Origin of the sequence: Providencia sp. PROV130 (assembly GCF_028482225.1) — a bacterium.
GTDB lineage: Bacteria > Pseudomonadota > Gammaproteobacteria > Enterobacterales > Enterobacteriaceae > Providencia > Providencia rettgeri.
The window spans coordinates 16131-37661 of sequence record NZ_JAMPQC010000017.1 but is presented as its reverse complement, the minus strand read 5'-3'; the positions used below and the strand labels follow the sequence as shown (position 1 = coordinate 37661).

Annotated in this window: 19 protein-coding genes; all 19 read right to left on the bottom strand. The window is 38.1% G+C overall.

All coding sequences use genetic code 11. The annotated features are described in order from the left end of the window. Positions 1–201 precede the first annotated feature (201 nt). The gene (locus PSF28_RS12255; protein WP_272685120.1) at positions 202–453 is read right to left on the bottom strand and encodes an acyl carrier protein; all 252 of its coding nucleotides are present in this window, start codon (positions 451–453) and stop codon (positions 202–204) included. A 3-nt stretch (positions 454–456) separates the two neighbouring features. Continuing rightward, positions 457–2403 (bottom strand): hypothetical protein, encoded by a 1947-nt coding sequence (locus PSF28_RS12250; protein ID WP_272685119.1) that lies wholly within the window; start codon positions 2401–2403, stop codon positions 457–459. A gap of 79 nt (positions 2404–2482) precedes the next feature. Then, the gene (locus PSF28_RS12245) at positions 2483–3691 is read right to left on the bottom strand and encodes a hypothetical protein (RefSeq protein WP_272685118.1); all 1209 of its coding nucleotides are present in this window, start codon (positions 3689–3691) and stop codon (positions 2483–2485) included. A 3-nt stretch (positions 3692–3694) separates the two neighbouring features. Beyond that, entirely contained in the window at positions 3695–5029 is a 1335-nt protein-coding gene (locus tag PSF28_RS12240) for a type III secretion target, IpaC/SipC family protein (protein ID WP_272685117.1), read from the bottom strand. 20 nt (positions 5030–5049) lie between these two features. Next, positions 5050–6984: a type III secretion system translocon subunit SctE gene (gene sctE / locus PSF28_RS12235; RefSeq protein ID WP_272685116.1), complete on the bottom strand. Its 1935-nt coding sequence runs from the start codon at positions 6982–6984 to the stop codon at positions 5050–5052. A gap of 10 nt (positions 6985–6994) precedes the next feature. After that, the gene (sicA, locus tag PSF28_RS12230) at positions 6995–7516 is read right to left on the bottom strand and encodes a type III secretion system translocator chaperone SicA (RefSeq protein WP_442958809.1); all 522 of its coding nucleotides are present in this window, start codon (positions 7514–7516) and stop codon (positions 6995–6997) included. A 139-nt stretch (positions 7517–7655) separates the two neighbouring features. Beyond that, positions 7656–8729 carry an EscU/YscU/HrcU family type III secretion system export apparatus switch protein gene (locus PSF28_RS12225; protein WP_272685115.1) on the bottom strand — a complete coding sequence of 358 codons (1074 nt, stop codon included), beginning with the start codon at positions 8727–8729 and terminating at the stop codon, positions 7656–7658. Positions 8730–8750: 21 nt separating this feature from the next. Then, complete coding sequence (gene sctT, locus PSF28_RS12220) at positions 8751–9545, bottom strand: type III secretion system export apparatus subunit SctT (RefSeq protein WP_210837867.1); 795 nt, start codon at positions 9543–9545, stop codon at positions 8751–8753. After that, positions 9542–9814, bottom strand: coding sequence for a type III secretion system export apparatus subunit SctS (sctS, locus tag PSF28_RS12215; RefSeq protein WP_210837882.1), 273 nt, complete (start codon positions 9812–9814; stop codon positions 9542–9544). The genes sctT and sctS overlap by 4 nt, the downstream gene beginning before the upstream one ends. 13 nt (positions 9815–9827) lie before the next feature. After that, the gene (locus PSF28_RS12210; protein WP_210837884.1) at positions 9828–10484 is read right to left on the bottom strand and encodes an EscR/YscR/HrcR family type III secretion system export apparatus protein; all 657 of its coding nucleotides are present in this window, start codon (positions 10482–10484) and stop codon (positions 9828–9830) included. A 10-nt stretch (positions 10485–10494) separates the two neighbouring features. Continuing rightward, on the bottom strand, positions 10495–11427 hold the full coding sequence (locus tag PSF28_RS12205; RefSeq protein ID WP_272685114.1) for a FliM/FliN family flagellar motor switch protein: 933 nt from the start codon (positions 11425–11427) through the stop codon (positions 10495–10497). Positions 11428–11429: 2 nt separating this feature from the next. Continuing rightward, positions 11430–13541, bottom strand: coding sequence for a SpaN/EivJ family type III secretion system needle length determinant (locus PSF28_RS12200; RefSeq protein WP_272685113.1), 2112 nt, complete (start codon positions 13539–13541; stop codon positions 11430–11432). Next, the gene (locus PSF28_RS12195) at positions 13513–13968 is read right to left on the bottom strand and encodes a hypothetical protein (protein ID WP_272685112.1); all 456 of its coding nucleotides are present in this window, start codon (positions 13966–13968) and stop codon (positions 13513–13515) included. Before PSF28_RS12195 ends, PSF28_RS12200 begins: the two co-directional genes overlap by 29 nt. Next, positions 13968–15260 carry a type III secretion system ATPase SctN gene (gene sctN / locus PSF28_RS12190; protein WP_210837875.1) on the bottom strand — a complete coding sequence of 431 codons (1293 nt, stop codon included), beginning with the start codon at positions 15258–15260 and terminating at the stop codon, positions 13968–13970. The genes PSF28_RS12195 and sctN overlap by 1 nt, the downstream gene beginning before the upstream one ends. 6 nt (positions 15261–15266) lie before the next feature. After that, complete coding sequence (locus tag PSF28_RS12185) at positions 15267–15671, bottom strand: type III secretion system protein (protein ID WP_210837876.1); 405 nt, start codon at positions 15669–15671, stop codon at positions 15267–15269. A 96-nt stretch (positions 15672–15767) separates the two neighbouring features. Next, a complete protein-coding gene (locus PSF28_RS12180; protein WP_272685111.1) occupies positions 15768–17834 on the bottom strand; it encodes an EscV/YscV/HrcV family type III secretion system export apparatus protein in 2067 nt (688 codons plus the stop codon). A 20-nt stretch (positions 17835–17854) separates the two neighbouring features. Beyond that, entirely contained in the window at positions 17855–18955 is a 1101-nt protein-coding gene (gene sctW / locus PSF28_RS12175) for a type III secretion system gatekeeper subunit SctW (RefSeq protein ID WP_272685110.1), read from the bottom strand. Then, positions 18946–20649, bottom strand: a complete 1704-nt coding sequence (gene sctC / locus PSF28_RS12170; protein WP_272685109.1) for a type III secretion system outer membrane ring subunit SctC — start codon at positions 20647–20649, stop codon at positions 18946–18948. Before sctC ends, sctW begins: the two co-directional genes overlap by 10 nt. Beyond that, positions 20639–21418: a helix-turn-helix domain-containing protein gene (locus tag PSF28_RS12165; protein WP_210840106.1), complete on the bottom strand. Its 780-nt coding sequence runs from the start codon at positions 21416–21418 to the stop codon at positions 20639–20641. Before PSF28_RS12165 ends, sctC begins: the two co-directional genes overlap by 11 nt. Positions 21419–21531: the final 113 nt, after the last annotated feature.

The following is a 21531-nucleotide window of genomic DNA, read 5'->3' as shown; positions in this document are numbered from 1 at the left end:
TTAATCAAAAAAATCTAACTGGCGCTTTTATTTACTTAAAGGATAGTCTACGCGCGTAGATTTAAGCAAACGAGGGTATGCTATTTTGTGAGCATTATCACTTGATGACAAAAATATGAATTTTATATGACTGAAATAATACGTTAAATTATGGCCTAAAAATAAAAGCCACATTCAAATAAGTACTGTGGCTTTATCTGTTTATTTGACACTCAATAGGTACTCGGTAATATCCCGTAAGTTATACCATTTCATCCAGACTTCATCGTTAATTGGTTGCCCAGTATACTGCTCGATAGCTGCTATCAACTCCAACATTTCCAAAGAATCAATATGCAAATCCCTGATTAGGGCTGAGTCCATGGTGAAAGGCTTCGTGAGCCCTGAATAAGTGCGGATTTCCTTAATTTTATCCTCTACCCATTGTTGCTGAACTAAGCTCTGTGCTGTCATCTCTTAACCTTTTTCAGAACGGGTTGTATTATCGTTATAGCGTTCTTTATCTGCTTGATTGCGGGTTAACGCCCCCATCTCTGTTAACGTAACTGATTGACTTGTTTTCTCATCAGATAACCGCCATGTTGTCTTCGTTTTCCCAGTGGCTTCATCAACAATTTTTGCGGGTTTAAATTGGTTACTAAACGTATGGGTATTATTAGGAATGCCCATTTTCTCAGTACCTGACGCAATTGGCCCTTTCCCATAACGCTCTTTTTCGGCTTGATCACGCGTCAACGCACCTTGAGTGGTTAACGTCACGGGTGCGACTTCCGGTGTTGCTGGCTGCCAACTTTTCTTTGTTTTCCCCGTCACTTCATCCGCAATTTCGACTGATTTAAAGCGATTAGCAACGGTATTCGGGTTATTAGGAATGCCCATTTTCTCAGTACCTGACGCAATTGGCTCTTTCCCATAACGCTCTTTTTCGGCTTGATCACGCGTCAACACACCTTGAGTGGTTAACGTCACGGGTGCGGCTTCCGCTGTTACTGGCAGCCAACTTTTTTTCGTTTTCCCGGTCACTTCATCGACGACCTCTAATGATTTAAAACGATTAGCAAACCGATTAGTTCTAGGAAGAAATACATTAACCTCTTCAGATTGCTTAGCCTCAATAGAGACTGACGGCACATCCGCCGAGAGCTCCCCGGCCGACATTCGGGCACCGCGCACAATCTTTTGCTGTAATTCTTCAGCGGATAAAGTCACCTCTTTGGGGGCATTTTCTCTTAGTTCATTCTCTTTTTGTGAGATAGGCTGATCGCGATTGGCATTTTGCATCTCGGGTAGCGCCTTAAATCGAGTGGACGGCCCCACTGCATCTTCTATCATCTCATGGCTTTGATTATCATCCCTTTCTACTGTTCGGTTATCTGACTGATGATTTTCAACCTGCCCTGTTTTAGCATCTATATTATTAATCGACGCAATGTCTTTTGACATATTGTAATTATGGGTGATGTAATAATTATTTATCACCGATTTTGGCTCAGTCGCTGGGGTCTTTTGGGCTAAAACTGCGGGGTTCGCACCACCAGCAACCGTCTCCTCCGGCTTGGCTTCTAGCGTCGTTGAAGGGGTTTCTGTCTGGCTATCGACGATTGATGGCTTAATGATTTCTATTTTTTCTTCTAATGCAGAAAAAATATTATTTATCTGCTGATATTTGTCTACAAAATTATCGTCTTTAAAGTCCGAGTAGCTCTGCATTTCACTTTCAATCAGTTCATTTTTTTTGTCATTAAGCCCAGCATCCAAGAAAAATTCTATTGAATAACGATTAATGGTACTTTCTGGAAGACTTAATTTCAGTATATTTGTAATCGCCGGTTTCACATTTTTTTCAAAAAAACGCTGAGTTAATTCCTCTTTTTTTTCATTAAATAATTTTATTATCTGTTTATCAAATTTAGTTTGTTCTTTTTTCAGTATCTGCTTAATATTTTTATCCGTCGGGCTTTCAGCAGTTTGTTTAATTAATTTAGCAGCGCAAGATAATAATGTCGGTGTGACTTCTGTTTTATCTAATAATGATAATATAATTAATCCATTTTCAGGGCGGTATTGTAGCTCTTGCCCCTGAATGTCACCACCATGGCCTAACGCCATCGCCGTTGTGATCATCTTTTCACTAATATTTTTATGGCCATGTCCCTCTAATAATAGCTTTATCGTGGTGGCTTGTTGGCCGCGGTTATTACGATGCAAATCAACACCATTGTCACAAATCTCTTTTTTTTCTTCAAAAAGATGACTTTTCATTAGAGGGAAATCACCGTCTACTCCATGATTACTGACCGATGTCATCTTACTGGAAAGTGAGGTTGATTCATCATCATGCTTAAGTACAGGCGATACACTCTTAATACCTGATAGTATTTGATTATTATTTGAAATAGGCATATAACACTCGATTCAGTGGTTCTATATATTAAATATTTAATATTAATTTAAAATTAACGACTGTATTTAGAACTCATAATTACATATTGACGTAGCCATTATTATATTGCTGTAAATCTTTATAGAGTTGAATCAGCAACTGAGTTAAAGTTTCAAAATGGCTATTATCTTGACGGAACGTTTCTAATAAACGAGACACTGAGCTATTAATAGTATTTTTTTGGCCATCAATGGCTGTTTGCAAGCTTTGAAACTCTTGGGATGAAATATCGCTGCCTTCATCACCCCATTTAAGAGAGGAGTAGTTCAATGCATAGAATATTTCTTTAACCGGTTTTAAATCTGGAAAAATAGATAACGTCCCATTGCTCTTTTCACAAATAAATCCTTGCCCTGAAAGCTTCTTTTCCCAAAAAGCGATCTCTTGCGCACTCCCTTTAATTTCCATTAAGGGCTTGGCATTATCAAAATCCGGTTTCCATTTTCCATAATATTCGCCAATACTGACTCCTTCCTTAATGACAACATCTTTTTCTAGCTGTTCTATTTCCTTTTCATACTCATCCATATCGTAGCTTAATTGATTCATTTTATCCTGATTAATATTTAATATATTCCACGCCATTAATTTCTTGTACTCCTTTTGTTTATTCTTTATTTTGTTTTGTAAGTTCTCTATTGCGTCCTTATTCTTAACACTTCCGCTTGCCACTGCCTTTACTTCTTTCTCCATACTCGTACCTGAATATTTCGCCACAATTTCATCCATATCATTTAATGTGGCTTCTAATTTAATATTGATTTTTCCTTCTTCTCCCGCCTTCATATAACGCGATAACTTACTCGCCATCGTATTCATATCTTGCATATATTGGGTTGATGCTTTAACTAATTCACCGTATTTTTGCTGGTAATCCGTATAGATATTTTCAATAACCCGACTTATCCCTGCGATATGAGGTCGACCATCTGCAACCTGTTTTCTGGCTGATAACCCTCTCGCCTCTTCGTAGCTATCATTAGCATGCTGATGTTTGTATGCCAGCATTTTTGCTTTGAGTTGTATGTTTTCCAAGGAGTCATTTACTGGCGGAGGTTGAATATTTACCTCTGGAATTCGGTAGCCCATTTGCTGAAATGCATCGAATGCCCTCTCATGAAGATCAAGTGTATGGTTAAGGGTAACCTCCCCCTTAAAGGGGAGGTTTGTTTGTTCAATCGCTGAAGAAGACAGTGGCAATGGCTTTATATTTAATGGGTTATAGCAACCCAAACCTGAGATATCCATACACTAACCTCTTACCAGGCTTTGCATTGTTCTTAAGCTACCTTCACGAATTTCACGTAAATACTCTTGCATTTGTTTAGCAAGGTCTTGGCTTTTATCAATTTGTTTATCTTTATCGGCAGAAACTGAACGTGCAATATCAGCCACGGATTGTTCCATCATTTTGTCTGCTTCTGCCGATTTCACATTGACTTGATTTGATGTCGTTGCTAATTGACCTGCATTATCTGACATTCGAGAGGCTTGCTCAGCCACCCCCATTTGTACGCGAGATTTATTCATCACTTGGTCGTGCTTCTCATGCTGTGACACCCCCAAATATCTTGTACGTTTACTTGCTTCTTCAATTCTTTGGCTCGCAAGATTTTTTTGGTTTTGTGTCGCTTGGTTGCTCAACGTCACAGTTGAACCCTCTTTCCCCGTTAAATTCAGGGCATTCGGTTTCGTTGTATCGCTCCCCACCTTGCCATTTAACCCAGATAACTTACTCGCACCACTGATATTTTGATTTCCTGGTACCAGGTTATGTTTAATCGATTGCTGTTGCTGACGCAGCCCTCTAGCTTGAAAAGCACTGCCCGCTGCAGTAATTGCTAGAGAGGTAAAAAAGCCCATCATCGCGCCTTTAAAGGTTTCTTTACCTTCACGAATTGTTGAGTCCGCAGAGGCTTGTACCATTTGGGCATTTAATTGCAGAAAATCGGCACTGATACGGCGATCTGAAATATTGATCTCTGCCATCACTTTGCGAATAATTTTCGATAGCTCCACCATCAAATCGTTACTAATAATGCCAATAAAAGTATCGTTTTTAACACTATCAATAGGCTGTTGGCCGCTATTACGATTATCACTTTCAAGCTGCCCTGAAGATGAATCTTTGAAAAAACTACTAGCAACCAATACTTGAATCGCTTGGGATATCTGTTTTAAATCCGCTTCATCTGGTAACTGAGCATCTTCAACCAACTGTTCAATATGGCTTTTTTCTTCAGTTAATACCTTACTGATTGCCTGCTGGATACTTTCGGGTGTTAATGTACGAAATGCATGAAGATCATCCAATGTCGTTAGCTTATCGGAATCTGCTAATTCCCTGATATCCGACAACATTTGATTATCATGAATTGAAAATTGAGACATCTTTAATAATGGCTTATCCACCATAATCTCAGCCCCTGATGCCATCACATGAACATCATTTAATTGTACACCTTGCGGGACATGCGCTTCCCCCGTGTTTACATGACGATTCATTGCAGGAGAAATACCGCCAAAACTGGCTGGCTCATGAACTAAAACAGGCTTGCTTAATTCTGATTGAATATTAAAACTCATTTGATAAATTCCTATATTAGCTATGCAAAGCGGGCTGTTTTCAGCATATTGGCTTTCGTTTGACCGGATTGATTTAACGACGTAAGCATGCCACTAAACATGTCTTCGAATTGTTCGTAATTTTGCGACATAGATTTCAATAAATTTTTTAATAACTCATCCAAGGCTTGAATGGTTTCACTGTTAAGCATCATGCCTGCAAGCATTTCTTTCATATCTCGTATTTGACCTGCTGCATGTAAATTCAGCCCTCCTGTCGTTGCGGTATTAGCCACCGTTAATACCGCGCCGGTCCCCTTCATACCCACTTCAAGACGAGCCGCTGCGACACTTTGTGTTTTAACTGAATTGATTGCTTTATCTGCAGTTTTGGTAGCACCCGTAATATTGTCAGCTTGATCTGCTACTTTATCGGCCGCTTTCACAATGTCTTTCATGTCATCGGCTTTTTGCGCTACCTTTGTCGTGGTTTTTACTGCTTGCTGTAAATCATCAATGCTATCGGCTAACTTAGTCAATTTAGTGAGCGTCACCATATCATCTGCCGATTTCCCGACCTTACCTGCGCCATTTGCAATATTGCCTAAGGCATTAGTCAAACTACTTGGCATCGACTTAATAATACTTTTCAATAACGTCCCTGCATTTTTAGCCAGCGTTTTTACTGCGTTAGTCGCAATATTGCCGATGTTTTTCACAAAAGATGACATTGACGCTAATGAAAGCGCTAAAAATGCAATTGCCGCCACAATCATTCCGACAATACTGCCAATCTGCTTCGCTTTATCTTCTGAAACACCAAAATTAATCAGCATATCAGTAACGACACTCGAAATTTCTGTGGCCAACATCTGCATCAGGCTACTTTGCCCGGTTTCTTCCAAAACGATATCGGTAACGGAGATAGCAATACCAACCGCAGCGACCGCAATCGCTAATGGTGCAGCAGCACCGAAAGTGGCAACCGTCGCAATGACAGACACAGCCAGCATCACGTAACTAAAAATTTTACTGGCACAGGAGGCCGCTTTATTCGCTTCATCAGCTTTACGCTGCGCTTCTTCCGCCTCTTTGGCTTTTTTCTCTGAATCTTTGCGAGAAGCTTCATTGATTGTTGCCATCACCTCTTCTTGCTCTTTCATATTACGAATAGAGTCTTCATTCATCATTTTTTTCAAAGATGCGGTCAACATGGTCAATAGTGCTAGGGAGTTCTCCCATTTTTCACCGTCAATATCAACACGGCATGGTGCAGTATCGACAAGAGAATTAAGCTGTTTTCTATCTTCATCAGCAGAAATTAGATAATCACTAGAAGCATCAATTAATTTGTCAATTTTCAAATTCAAATCAGCAATTTTCTTGTTTTCCACGCTAATTCTTTGCTTTTTTTCCTCGGGGTCCATGTTGGGCTGCATATTCTGAAGAATATCTAAATAGTTTTGGACTCTTTGTTTCTCATAATTTAGCCCTTTAGTTTCAGTCAGTAGTGCTTCAGACTTATGGGTTTTATCCTCAATTACGTCTAATATTTTTGCCCCTTTTTCACGTACCCTGTCTGTTTCCAAATTAAGTAACTGTAGGCGATAATTAATTTCATTAACATTTAAACCATGTAACAATTGGCGTAACGTAGCAAAACATTCAATCAACGCTGCCCCCCCTTTAAAACTGTTTTTTTGTGCCCCCCCTGTATTTATTAACAACATCTGCTCCTCTTTCGCCGCAGCGGCTTTAAGCATCACCGAAAATGCCACTTTGGGTGTCGCTAACTGGGGTTGACTCTCGGTACGATGGCGTTTCATCTGCTCTGTTGACGTTAACTCCTCACACGCCGTTTCCAAAGCCAAGACTGACTTAACGTATTCATCCCCTAATTGAATGGGGTTACTACCTTGTAAAAAGGTATGAATATTATTTATTCGTTCATTACTGGAATTAGTAACTTGAACCATATAATTTCCTTTATGCTATTTTAGTGCTTGCTACTTCAGTCTCTACACGCACCAATTTATTTGTTAACGTCTTTAAATACGCTTGTGACTTATTTTGTAAATCAATATCCACACTACTTTTCACAACACTTTCAAAACAATGAATCGCTGCACTCATCTTTTTCATCATTAAATTACATTGCCCGGCATGAAACAGTGGGCGGTAATCATTTTTTGCTAATACAAAGGCTAAGGCATATAATTCGGTTGCTTTCTCATAACGCTTCGTTAATTGATAGACAGCCGCCAGCCCCATGACATAATCTGTATTATAGAAATCATAAATACTTAAAAATCGGAAAAACGTTTCCGCTTCTTTTAATTTACCTTGCTGATAGAATTCGTATGCATAAGAATAAATGCCATCCATCGTACTTTGTGGAATACCGTGAATGTCTTTATAAGTCGCCCCATCCATTAATGCAGAAGTGATATTGTCAAGTAATCCCTCCATGTCAGAACTTTGAAAATTGTCTGTTTCCGTATTATTCATATATTTACCTTATTGTTGACATGCAATGCATGCATATACTTTATGCCTGCATCATAATTAACCAGTTTGCTTCTTTCTTTAAAAAAACGATTTATTAAATAAATAATTAATAAAGTTCACTATCTTTCTATAACTACGATTAATCCTTCATGATTTTCTCTAATGTCTTATCAACATCAATTCCCATTTTCACTAGTTCAATACGCATTAGCCACGATATTATTTGCATAATATCCTCTAGTCCTGTTTCATCAATAAAGCTATCATTTTTATATGAGCGCCATATTTGCCTTGCAAGTACAATATCTCTAATTACAGGGACACCTTGTTGCTCTGCATATTTCACAATCGCTTTTGCTTGTGAAGCTTTATTTTTAGAAAGTAAAAAAGGTAATGGCGCAATATCTGAGTCATAATAAATAAGTAATGCAATATGCGTTGGGTTTGCCATTACAAACGTTGAGTTACGAACATTAGATTTAACCTCTTCCGAGAGTAACTCTTGGTGCATTCCCCGACGTGCACTCTTAATATGGGGGTCTCCCTCATTATCTTTGTATTCCTTTTTGACCTCTTGCTTTTCCATTTTTAAATTTTTAATGTACAAAAAGAATTCAGCAATTGCATCTATCAATATAATAATAAGAGCGACAGCCAGAAAAACTATAATAAACGTAACACATAAACTTACCCATTGACTAATCATGCCATTAATCATTGTTCGGTAGAGCATAAAAATATCTTTTCGCCAAACAATAAAAAAGACTAATGTTGATATAATAAAGACAATTAAATATAAAATTGCCTTTACTAGCTCCTTCAATGAGTTTAATGAAAATATTTTTTTAAACCCTGCAATCGGATTTAATTTGGTAAAATCAAGTTTAATCGCTTCACTGGCTAGTCTAAAGCGACTTTGTAATAACGAAATAATTGTACCCGATAAGAAGCAAGCAAATAACACCGGTAAAACAATGCTTAAAAAGACAGTAAAAAACTGCCAAAGTAATGCATCAATTTTTATCTCTGTTGGGGATAAAAATATCTTACGCATTAACCCACCAAGTTCATATAAGCTGGAAACACCTTCAATAACAAATGCACTAACCACAAGTACAATTGCTGCAACACTATCTTTGCTTTTAAAACCTTGTCCTTTCTTAGCTGAGTCTTTAATTTTTTTATCGGTAGGCTTTTCTGTTTTTTCAGCCATATCTATTTATACTCATAACAATTATGAAGAAAGAAATACATCACGTAATGGAGAAATAGAAATCATATTCACTAATATGTCAGGAACTTCATTATGAAAATAAAGAAGAAATACACAAAATGCGATGATTGATTTTATTGCCAAAGATAACGAAAAAGCATTTAATTGAGGACAAAAACGCGAATATAACCCTAGAGCAACCTCTGTAATAAATAATGTCACTAATATTGGTGCAGTCAGAACAACGCCGTTAATGACCATTTTGTTTAGCCACTCCCCTAAAGGAAGGCTATTAAATGACGTAAATCCATGGACAAAAGGTAATAACTGATAACTTTGCGCAAATATATTCGCAAGTTGATACATGCCTCCCTGAGCTAAAAACACCATACAAGTAATATGATTTAATAAAACTGCCAATTCTGAAGCTTCTGAGCCACTCGCTGGGTCAACAATACTGCTAATCGTTTCACCGCGCTGTGTATCAATGAGCTCACCAATAACATTAGCTATCATAAAAGGTAGAGCCAATATCAATGCTAATACGAGCCCAATCGAAATTTCATAAATAAACACATCAACGAAGTTAATTTCATCCCATTGTATTTCATGCGCTGAAAAAAAGGGCCATAAGCCTAATGCGATATATGCCACTACACAGTTTTTAATAATCCCGCCATTAAGCAATTTATTACTCAAAAAAGGCAATAAAAACATCACTGGTGCAATTCTCAGCCAAGCTAACGCTATTTTTATCAACCCTTCTTGAAAGACAAAATAGAGTGAGGACATCAGCGATAGCATTTCCTGATTCATCCGAATAGCCCAATAGCAGGGATCGCTGCCGTTAAAGTTTCTAATGCAAAATTGATGACTTTATCGGATAACCAACCAGAGATCATAAATAGTGAACCAAAAACAGATAACAGCTTTATGCCAAAAGGTAGTGTTTGTTCCTGAAGTTGAGTAACTGTTTGCAATAATCCTACTAATAGTCCTACAGAGGTCGCGACAATAACCGGTATTGCCGATAATATTACAATCAATAACATCGTTTTATTACTTAAATAAACTATTTGGTCCATCATGTTTTCTACTTTAATGCTGCGCTAATTCAATGTATTGCATTACTAGCCCTTTCGAAATCAGCGACCATCCATCAATAGCGACAAATAGAATTAATTTAACTGGAATCGAAATCGTTACTGGGCTCATCATCATCATACCCAGTGCCAATAAAATACTGGAAATAACCAAGTCAACGACAACAAACGGCAAGTAAATATAAAAACCAATTTCAAAAGCTGATTTAATTTCGCTTAATGCATATGCGGGTAACAAAGAAAATAATGTAGCTTCGCCTTCATCCTCACTTACTTCCTCTTCGCTTCGGCCTTGTTGTATTGATTCAAAGAAAGTGACTAACTGTGGGTCTGAATATTTTTTCAAATATGCCTTATATCCACCCAGTCCATTCTCAACAAAGTGATCAATTGATTCCACATTACTAAAATCAACACGTTCCTGACGCATGTGGTTATTAACATCTTGTAATACAGGCATCATGACAAAAATAGAAAGTAATAATGCAATACCATTTAATACCATGGTTGAAGGAACTTGCTGAACCCCCATCGCATTACGTACCATAATTAATACAATCGAGATTTTTAAATAGCAGGTACCCGCTGCAATAATAAATGGTAATAGTGTCGAAAAGGCGACAATCGCTAATAATGGGATTCCATCTGGTATTGTAGGCATATTAAACTCTTTTATCACCTAAGCTCACAATATGCGTGATTTCTAACCCTAGCTCATCACTATTGCCAATATAAATAAGTTCCCCTTCCGCTATAAGTTGTTTATTAGCATAAACTTTAACTTCGCGTTCTTTATTTTCACCAATAGAATAAATATAACCAGGCTCCATCTTTGTAAGCTCATCGACGGTAATATCACTATGGCCTAAAACAAAGGTTAATTTAATATTCATGTCTTTTACATTAAAGGGGCGTACCGCTTCTTGTACTTCATCTTCTTCAGGAAACGCACATTCTTCTTCACTTTCTGGCGCCACTAATTCTTCAATCATAAATAGTCCCTCTTCTTGCTTTTGAAATCGAGCTAATGTCTGTCCTGTCACTGACATATTTAACTGTAATTGTTGGATACTCAGCACATCTCGTAATTCTATCGTTTGTAAAAGTTTGGTGCTGATATAGCTATAGCCCAATACCCAATCAGCTTGCAGTTTTAATAGGCCTAATATCTGATTGGTTTTCTGCCTTTTTTCGAGGCCTTCAATCGGCTCGGGTAATAATACTTCTCCCAGGCTCGCTTCCTTAACAATTAGCCAAGGCTGATAGTTGATACACATATCATCAACTATCTCGACAGATTCACAACGGAAATGCTGGGAGAAAAATGAACTTCCAATATATTCAGAGGTAAATAACTCACATAACTGATTAGTAGTTAATGCATCCCATGCATAATGCACCAGTTTAGGCCAGCGATAATGACACCAGTCTTGAACTGCAATTAATGCGTTTATTTTTTGTGTTGCACTCACTAGTGATAATTGGAAATAACGAAGACGACGACTCGCTTGTTTTATTTGTGTATTAACTGGGTAACATTGCTGCCAAATTTTAAGTTGCTTTTCTTGCGAACTGATCCGTCGAATTTTCAACATAATTAATCTTCTTCTTGCTGTTGGTCATGCTGCTGTCGGTTTCGCTGCTGCTGACGTTCATCTTCACGTCGAATATGCACGCTGCTTTCATGGTTCAATAAATGCTTATTTTCATTCAATGCCAACTGAACATCTCGGCTCGCAGTCGAAGCAATGAACTCCCCTTTAGATGTCAATTCAAACGTCACTGATGGGCTGCTTTGCCACTGATTAAAGGTGTAAGTGAGGCTACGCCCTGTCGATTTTGATTGTTTTCCTTCACCTAAAATTTGATTATTTTCCTTTAATTCCAGCGTGTTATGCACCTCTTGCTTCTGTTGCACAACTTGTTGTGGTACAGACGATCGCATCGTCTCATTGACAGTTGTTGCCATGACGTTGTTAGAAGGATCTATTTCTTCTACCGATGAAACTTGTGAAGATGTCGTGGCCGCTTGCGCTTCATTCGCGAAATAGTGTGTAGGTTTTTCAGATAAGGAAATCTGTTTATTATCTAAAGCAGTGATCCTCGGTGATGCCACTGGCAGCATAAAGGGCTCATTTTCTGCAAAAGTAATCTCAAACTGCTCGCCAACATGATGATGGATATTCTCTTTAATGCCTGGCTTAATACCCTGCTGTTCATCCACCTGATGAGATGCTAACTGCGGCCCCAGAAGGGAAGGCGTATTTTTAAATGTTCCCTCTTTCAATCGGTTATTTATTTGTGGGAATAGACTTAACGACGCGATATCAGGTGAACGAATTGGTCGATGATGAATTGGCTTTGATAGCTCTTGGCCGATTTCCTGTGGATTTACGGGTTTAACTGCGGTTTTTGCTGCATGTTCAATATGCGGTTGTTCGGTTTTTATCTGTGGTTTTAACTGTTTTTGTGCCGGTTCTAAAATACGCCTAGCGGCTAGCTCCCCTAACGGTTCTTCCATATTAAGCAACCTATTCTCGCTTAATTGAGGCTGCCCTTTTTCGTATTGCACCGAATTTCCATTAAACTTTGTCTTTACTTGCGGTGGGATATTCTGCGGTGGAAAGCCAACCATCATCGTATTAAATAGAGGAGCTTCATCTTCGTCAGCCATCTTTTGTTCAGCGGGAGTTGCCGTGGTTACTGATAGCTTATTATCAACTTCGGGTTGATTTAATACATTGGATAGGTCAACTGCCGGAGTGTGACTCACTAGATTAATATCTGCCACTACATTATGCGAAGTTTCCACCTGATCCGTCGTAAATAAATGCCCCTGTAAATGAATATCTTCATTGTTGATGACGATTAATTCATCCACATTTTTGTTTTCGTTCGTCGTCGTCAAATGAGTCAATGGATTAATATCAACGTTATTACAGACAACTAAATCACGTGAAGTTTTAACTGGATCTGTCGTGATTAAACTCTCCTGTATATAAATATCTTTATTGTTAGCTACGAATAATTGATCCACATTTTTGTTTTCGTTCGTCGTCGTCAAATGAGTCAATGGATTAATATCAACGTTATTACAGACAACTAAATCACGTGAAGTTTTAACTGGATCTGTCGTGATTAAATTCTCCTGTATATAAATATCTTTATTGTTAGCTACGAATAATTGATCCACATTTTTATTTTCGTTTGTCGTCGTCAAATGAGTCAATGGATTAATATCAACGTTATTATCTACCATTAACATCTTCGTAGTATCAGCTAGATGACTGTTTGGTAAATTAACGCTAACATTATGTGCGACAAGTACATTACCTTCTGTAACCACACCATTATTCATTGGAAGTTCGTCGGTAGCTTTAATACTTAACTCTTTGTCATGCGCAGCGGTGTGGATACTTGCTTCGATATATCCACGCTCTTCCCCTGCAATAACGCCTTTCGCTAAGCCACTCAGTTGCGATATTTGTTGTGCAGGTAACAGGGCAGCAGATCGCAAAATAAATGAATCCTTTTGTTGATTTTGATGATATCCCTGCTTTTGCATATTCTTGTCACTGACAAGCTTCGCCATTTTATTGGTTATATTTTTATGGCTATATTCAGTGCTAATATATGTTAATGGAGCCGCTTCTCCCTCGATAACGGCATTACCTATTTTTTCATTTGAGTTCGCTTTTATGACTGACATGGACGAATAACTCCTCAATTTCATTTTGTTGCTGAAGCTCTGATTTTAACCTTCTTGCTCTACGTTGTTGTTTGAGATAATTTCGGAATTTCTCGCACTTATTGCGTAAAATGAATGCGCGTTTAGCAATTTCAGACTGCCGTATTTTATTTTTTGATATTTCGACTGCTAAGGTCTCTATTTGAAATTCAAATTGGGCAATTTCTGCTAAAATTGCCGCTTTCAACCGCTGCCTTTCCCAGAAAGCAATTCGACTTAACTCTTCTGATTTTTCATAAGATGCGGTCTGTGTCGCCAGAACTGAAATACGCTGGCGAATATCCCTACATTCCTGTTGCTGTTGCTTTATGATTGACTTTAATTGCGACTGTTCTTGTAATGTCCGGTCAAAACGTCGCTCTGTTAAAGCCAATAAATTAGAGACCATTAAGATGCCAATTTATTGAGAATATTTAACATATGCTCGAAACTCACCGGCTCATCCATAGCTTGCTTTAAGAACCCTTCAATTTGCTCTTTTTTATCTAAAGCTCGGTCATTTTCATGGCTTTCACCACGTTGATATTCACCGAGTTCAAGGTAAAGCTGGATCTGTTCAAGCCTTGAGATCATGTCACGTAAATCAATTGCATAGCGACGATGTTCTGGCGTGGTTACCTTTTGGAATACACGACTAATACTGTGCAAGATATCAATCGCAGGATAATGCCCACGCCCAGCAAGCTTATGACTCAAGTAAATATGACCATCCAAAATTGAACGAATTTCATCACCAATCGGGTCCGATTCCTCTTCACTTTCTAATAGCACCGTGTAAAAAGCAGTAATCGAGCCATGTTTTAGTTGCCCTGGACGCTCCAACAACATAGGAAGCTGTTCAAAAACAGAGGCTGGATAACCCCGCCTTGCAGGTAGCTCCCCCGTTGCCAAAGCCACGTCTCGCAGCGCTCGCGCATATCGAGTCATTGAATCAACGTACAACAATACATTGCGCCCACTGTCACGAAAATATTCAGCAATCGTAGTCGCGAGCAATGCCGCATTGCATCGCTCAATCGGCGGGCTGTCTGAAGTCGCATAAATTAAGATAGTCCGCGCCGCATGGGGTGAATCTTTTAATTCTTCAATAAACTCAATAACTTCTCGACCACGCTCACCAATTAAAGCGACAACATGGATATCCGCATGAGCATGGTTAATAATCATGTTCATTAATGATGTTTTACCACTCCCCGCGGCGGCAAAAATACCAATGCGCTGGCCCAAGCCACATGTCAGTAAGCTATCAATCGCACGTACCCCTGTTACCATCGGCTCAGCAACAGGCCGTCTTTGTGTAACACTCACCGGAGGGCTATCAATACGCAGTAACTTCGTATTGAGCAACATTGGCTCAGAAAGGTCATCGCACAACGCACCAACGTGTTCCCCTGCAGCATTAAAAATTTTACCCGCCAAATGTTCACCGACTTCAAATACAAATGGGTAACCGCTCGGCCGAATGACCACCTCGCGTGTTAAACCTTGTGCACGACCAATTAAACTCAGTACCGTGAGTCCTTCTTTAAAGCCGACAACTTGCGCTTTGGCAATAATGTTTGGTCGCGCAAGAGAATGCTCAATAAAACAAATCTCACCAATAAACACGCCTTGTAGTGGTGCTTCAATTAGGCACCCATGAATGCGCGCAGGATGCGCGCAGAAATCAAATAACTTCATAATCGATTACAATAGCTGAGCACTAAGCTCATTCGCGCGCTCAAAGAATTCTTCCAGACTATCTGCAAACAATTGCATTTCATTCAAAGATGATTCTTTCAAAACCGCAGAGAGCACATAAATATCATCCACAATATTTAATGCAGGTTGACCTGGCTGAAAGTTACGTGGCGGATATTCTAATAATGTTTTCAATAAAGAAGCACTCACTGCATCTAAGTGACTATAGTTACAGTCCGCTAAATGGCTCCAAATAATAATATCATCTGTTGATAAATCGATATTAATTGCAGGAGAGTCATTCATTTCAAGTTGAATATTAGAATGGCAATCCAATTGCGAGTTGACTAGGTCATTTCGCCCCATCGAGCTCAAATACTCATTTAGCGTTTCTATAAATTTATATTTCATTGGGTAGTCCTTATATTTTGAGTATATTTTAATTATTCAACATTTATAATTATATTGAATTCAGTTGCTTTATTTGTTAATAAAGCCAATTTTTAACTATATGGTTTTAACCACATTGACTTTCACCATTTCAGAAACTTCATTGAATGAAAGGACTTCCAATTCAGGGAATCGGCCCTCTAGGATCTTTTTAACAAAGCGGCGAATATCAACAGGCACTAAAATATTCACATCCCTGACTGATAAGTAGCTATTTTCTAAAGCAAGTTCTGCAGCCTGTATCAATTCATTGGTTTTTTCAGGCTCCAGATGTAAGTACACTCCTCCAGATGACTGCCTGACTCCTTGGCGTATTGTGTCCTCTATCTCTGAATTGATCATCAAAACATTTAAACGTCCATCGACCGCAAAGCGTGAAGAGATATAGCGTGCCATTGAACTCCTAACATGTTCAACTAACATTAAACTGTCTTTCTCTTTTGGTACCCACTGTACTAAGGTTTCAATGATCAATTTCATATTACGGACTGAAATTTTTTCCATTAATAAGCGCTGGAAAACTTCGGTGACTTTTTGTACCGTAATATGGCGATAACACTCCTTCAATAATTCAGGGTATTTTCTTTCGAGGTCATCAAGTAAATTTTTCGTTTCTTGAATACCAAAAAACTCATTAATAAATCTCAGTAGTAAGGTACTGATGCAATCAATTGCTTCTGTCACGTCATCACGAGCCATTAAGCCAAGCTGCTCAATATTAGATAAATCCTTCTGTTCAAACCATGTACTTACAGAACCATACTCATCTGAATATTTAATTAAATCAACGCCAAGATATTCTAATTCATCATTGATAGTTAATAATCGATGACCATGAAAATATATATCATATTCTCCAGCCTTAATCTCATTAATTAGTACGACTATTTTATTATCAGGAACAATCGGTGAATAATTTATCGCAACATCTGGAACTCTATATCCATAACGAATAAAAATGTCTTTTTTCATTCTGGATAAAAATTTGTTACCCTCTAAATGCTTCTTATATTTTTGGTTAACAGAAATAATGATAGGTAATGTTTCTGGAATATATTCATCTTCAATATCACTATTTTCTCTTTGAGTTTCTCCTTCAGTCACATCTGGATTAATGATTTCAGCTTCACCCTTAACGGTTTTTTGCTTATTTTTTTGCTTTTTAAAATATCGAAAAGCAAATAACCCTATAAGAAGTCCTGATAACAGTAAAAATATAATGGTTGGAAAACCAGGCAAAAACCCCATAGAAAGCACAATAAAGGCTGTAATTAAAATCGTAAAGTCATTTGCAAATAGCTCAGAAACAATGTTTTCACCTAAATTTTTATCATTACCACCAACCCGAGTCACAATAAAACCAGCACTAATCGAAATAAGTAGTGCAGGGATTTGAGCAACTAAACCATCACCAATGGTTAGTAATGAAAAAGTATTGAGTGCAGTAGAAACATCCATGCCCTGCTGAGCCGTTCCCACAGATATGCCGCCAATTAAGTTAACAAAAATGATGATGATACCCGCGATAGCATCCCCTTTAATGAATTTCATCGCTCCATCAAAAGAACCAAATAACTGGCTCTCTTTTTCAAGATCACCACGTTTCTCTTTTACCATTTCTTCACTGATAACACCTGCTCGCAAATCAGCATCAATACTCATTTGTTTACCTGGCATTGCATCGAGAGAGAAACGAGCTGCAACTTCGGCAATACGTTCAGAACCTTTTGTAATAACAATAAACTGTACAATAGTGACAATGGCAAATACCACCATACCAACCACTAAATTATCTTGAATTACAAATTCACCAAAAGTGGCGATAATATCCCCAGCATCTGCCTCTAATAAAATTAGGCGGCTAGTACTAATTGATAGCGCCAACCGAAATAACGTACTGATTAATAAAATAGAAGGAAATGATTGGAAGTTTAATACCCGAGTTATATAAAAAGAGCTCATAAAAATAAGCACGGATATCATAATATTTAAGCCAATTAATAAATCAACCAGTATAGTTGGCAATGGAATAATCAACATCGCAATGACCATTACCATGATAACTAATACCATTAATTCTGGACGATTACGGATTTGTAATAAAAACCCAGTTAACTTTTTCATGGGACAATTTTCCTATCAGACTACGGCTGTCGGTGTAAAATTTGCTCTTGCACCAAAATTTGATCTATGAGTATTTTTAATTGTTCAATAATTTGCTCTCGCGCGTCCTCTGACTGATATACAGTGGTCGGAATAATTGCAAAAGCCAGTAATAACAGTTGTAAAAATCTGCCGCGCATATCAGACGTCATCACTTTCATTTTTTCAGTAATAAAATCTATAACAACTGTTTCAAAACCAATTTGGCTACGAATGCCACGGGTAAATAACTGACTCAGTTCTTTTTCGAGCTTTACTTTATTTGATTTATCATTGTGTCGAAAAAAACCAGATTGGAAGAATTGCTGGCAAAATACATAGTCTAATGATTGTAATTCTCGTAACCGTCCAACACGGTTAAAAAAACCACCAAACTCACTAATATTTAGATCTCCCAGAGGTAATGCTTGCAAATCACAAGCAAGTGCACGCCCAAGGTAGCGCATGATGTTTTCACGCTCTTGGATTTCCATATCTTCAACCCATTGCTCATATAAATAAACAACCGGCCCATCATAACTAATAAATTCGCGATACAATCCACGTAAGTTTCCAGCACTTAACTGTAATTTCTTAGCGAATGCCTTCGCAATGAGTGCAACATTAATTCCTGCTTGAGTATGACGCTTGGTATCCTCTGCTTGCAAAAGTTGTTCTAAAGCCTCAAGACTTTCAATTTGCTCTTTTTTTAATTTTTTACGATTAATTAATGCAGCAAGCACCATTAATAAGTCACTAGGGTCAGTGAAAAACTGCAATAAAAATGCCCGTAATTGTTTTGGTGTCATCAGTTGCTTATTAAGCAGACCTTCGATATGCAATACTGTGTCATCTGCATCTTTATCCAAAATGCGTTCAGCAAACTGCATCCATTCTTCTTCACTGCCCTTTTTAGAACTTCCTCGGCGTACATGACTTGCCGCCAACATCGACATTGATGCATATTCACTGGAACTATCTATGATACCTGCACCACGAGCAACTTCATCGGAGTCATCACTACTGCTACTTACAGGCGCACGGCTTTTATTTTGCGTATTAACTGAAAAACGGTTATTAAAATTCAGAGGGGTTATTGCCATGACTCACTCATGTATTGTTGAAGAAATTGAACCGTACCGTGCAACTGACTATCATGGTTGGTGATCCGCGTCTTTTCGGAAAATTGTCGCCCATCCCACCCTTCATTTTCATCCAATAAACGCGGTTGGATTAAAAATAAACGCACCATTTTTTGCTGATTAGTTGATGAGTGACTAAATAGCCCTCCTACATACGGAAGGTCACCCAAAAAAGGAATTTTACTTTCATTTTCAACGTATTGTTCACGGGTATACCCACCAATAAGCAAACTGCTGTCTTTAGCAATACGCGCAACGGTGTTAATACTGGTTCGGTTAACGGCAGGTAACCCTTCTACGCTGGATGTTTTACCTGTGCTATCGCGGCTTTCTGCACCATCTTCAATATTGACTTCCATTTCAACATTATTACCCGCTGAAATACGCGGCATTACGCTCACCATGGTTCCGTAAGTCACTTGCTCAAGAGTTGCAATACGTTCGCCTTGTAATTTGGCGTAAAAACTCGTGTTATTATCAAATAACGCCGGAATATTTTCTTGAGTTAGCAATACAGGGCGAGAAACGATATGCCCATTGCCACTTTTATTTAACGCGTCAATTTGCAGTAAAAATTGCTGACTATTTGACAATGTGCTGCGATTAAACGAAACCGACCCCGTTCCAGTACTAAAAGTGCCAACCTCCCAGTTAACCCCTAAATTATCTAATTCAGAACGCGTAATATCGATTATCCAAAGTGATAATTCCACTTGACGACGACGCATATCCAATGTGTTAACCAACTGACGAACATAACGAATTTGCTCTTGGCTACCTTTAACAATCAAACTATTACTGTCAGGATGCGCCACCAAAGAAAAAGAGCTGTTTGTCGCTTTTCTTGCTACCGGCTGGGATTTATGTGTTGAAGATAACGAATCGCCAATTGGCGCATCCATTAATTCATCTATTGAGTCACCAGTTGGATTAACCGCTACAGATTGAGGCTGGATAATTAACGTTTCATCGATTGTCGCGCCATTTTTAAATAAGCTATTAATAACATTCAACAAACCAGGAATAGTGATATTTTGCCCACGTAATGAATAACTTCTATCCGTTACCGATGCGTGCTTTAGTGGAATAATCGCCACCTCACCGCTAGATAACTCCTCTTTTCTAATCTGTTCTGCAAGGTATAAGGAAGCGGCTTTAATTAATTCAATATACAGCGGCGGGCCTGAAACAAATAATAGCCGTTCCCCTTCTTGTGAACGTACGGGAAAGCGCGAGTCATAAATACCATTACGTTGAATATAATTGAGTACTTGGTTACTACTAACGTTATTCGTTGGAATAATTGCGCTACGCATTTCACTGTTATCATAAACATAAATACTCGCACCATCGTCATACCACACTAATGCAATTCGCCGAGTTAATGCTTTAAACATTTCATCTGCATTTGCTAAATTAAAGTTACCTGTAACTTTTTTTTGCGCCGCTAATTTACTCAGAATAATCGGCTTATTTAATCGCTCTGCAACCGCATCAAACACCTTACCTACCGCAATATTATTTGCGACAAATGTATCGTGATTTTTTGACTGCGTAACAGGCTCAGCCACAATAATTTCGGCTTGTGCCGAATAAATACTCATACTCAGTAAAAATAGTGTTAACCCTAACATTCTATTTTTTTTACTGCTCATATATTGTTGCTCCAATATGCCTGATTTCTGATGGTGTCAAGCCTAATTCTTTTTTAATATCATTAGTAAAATGTGATGCAGAACAATAACCGGCTTCCAGCCCAATATCTAATATTGAGTTGTTACTTTCAATTAGCTGTAAAATTGCATTAGCCATCCTGACACTCATAATTTTCCGCTTTGCCGTTTTATTAAAGTTTTCACGATAAAGCTGTCTAAAATAAGAAGCTGATATACCATAACGTGCACATAACTGGTTAATATTAGCGTTTTTATTCTCTTGAGCTGAGGAGAGAATAAATCGCATCATGCCATAGGCTTCGTACCGCCTGAGTATCTCGCACCAACTATCAAATATAGGGTGATTTCTAATAATTAAATCAATTACTACATTTTTGATTGATGCAGTTAATGAAAAATCTTCAATTAATTCGATATATTCATTATTGCTATTTTCATCAGGTTGCAGATTTTCTTTTTTTGCAAGGAATGCTTGTCCCGTTGCGGTGTCAATCACCGCTAAAATTTCGACTAATTCTGATAAATCCATTGAATATAACTGCCAACTTGACTTATCTAGTGCGTTCCATTCATTTTCTTGGCAAATAAATATAGCCTGTCGTTCTATCGAAATATTTAAATTTGAATATATAGATTTATAAATAAAAGGCGTTGTGACTTTTTTCGGTATAGCCAAGACCAACTTGTCTTGTAATGAAAAACCACAGCCTTTACTTTCTAATAATGTTGCAATATCTTTATTTGACATTATATATAGGCCTTATCCACGTAATTTTGTGTACGCAGAGTGAGCGATAAGAGAAAAAGCCTCAAGGGAATACTCAGGAATCATTCATACTTTCTATTACAAACGAAAGGTGT

Coding starts and splice junctions, on each gene's coding strand:
- PSF28_RS12255 (WP_272685120.1), bottom strand. CDS start 453: ATGACAGCACAGAGCTTAGTTCAGCAACAATGGGTAGAGGATAAAATT.
- PSF28_RS12250 (WP_272685119.1), bottom strand. CDS start 2,403: ATGCCTATTTCAAATAATAATCAAATACTATCAGGTATTAAGAGTGTA.
- PSF28_RS12245 (WP_272685118.1), bottom strand. CDS start 3,691: ATGGATATCTCAGGTTTGGGTTGCTATAACCCATTAAATATAAAGCCA.
- PSF28_RS12240 (WP_272685117.1), bottom strand. CDS start 5,029: ATGAGTTTTAATATTCAATCAGAATTAAGCAAGCCTGTTTTAGTTCAT.
- sctE (WP_272685116.1), bottom strand. CDS start 6,984: ATGGTTCAAGTTACTAATTCCAGTAATGAACGAATAAATAATATTCAT.
- sicA (WP_442958809.1), bottom strand. CDS start 7,516: ATGAATAATACGGAAACAGACAATTTTCAAAGTTCTGACATGGAGGGA.
- PSF28_RS12225 (WP_272685115.1), bottom strand. CDS start 8,729: ATGGCTGAAAAAACAGAAAAGCCTACCGATAAAAAAATTAAAGACTCA.
- sctT (WP_210837867.1), bottom strand. CDS start 9,545: ATGAATCAGGAAATGCTATCGCTGATGTCCTCACTCTATTTTGTCTTT.
- sctS (WP_210837882.1), bottom strand. CDS start 9,814: ATGGACCAAATAGTTTATTTAAGTAATAAAACGATGTTATTGATTGTA.
- PSF28_RS12205 (WP_272685114.1), bottom strand. CDS start 11,427: ATGTTGAAAATTCGACGGATCAGTTCGCAAGAAAAGCAACTTAAAATT.
- PSF28_RS12200 (WP_272685113.1), bottom strand. CDS start 13,541: ATGTCAGTCATAAAAGCGAACTCAAATGAAAAAATAGGTAATGCCGTT.
- PSF28_RS12195 (WP_272685112.1), bottom strand. CDS start 13,968: ATGGTCTCTAATTTATTGGCTTTAACAGAGCGACGTTTTGACCGGACA.
- sctN (WP_210837875.1), bottom strand. CDS start 15,260: ATGAAGTTATTTGATTTCTGCGCGCATCCTGCGCGCATTCATGGGTGC.
- PSF28_RS12185 (WP_210837876.1), bottom strand. CDS start 15,671: ATGAAATATAAATTTATAGAAACGCTAAATGAGTATTTGAGCTCGATG.
- PSF28_RS12180 (WP_272685111.1), bottom strand. CDS start 17,834: ATGAAAAAGTTAACTGGGTTTTTATTACAAATCCGTAATCGTCCAGAA.
- sctW (WP_272685110.1), bottom strand. CDS start 18,955: ATGGCAATAACCCCTCTGAATTTTAATAACCGTTTTTCAGTTAATACG.
- sctC (WP_272685109.1), bottom strand. CDS start 20,649: ATGAGCAGTAAAAAAAATAGAATGTTAGGGTTAACACTATTTTTACTG.
- PSF28_RS12165 (WP_210840106.1), bottom strand. CDS start 21,418: ATGTCAAATAAAGATATTGCAACATTATTAGAAAGTAAAGGCTGTGGT.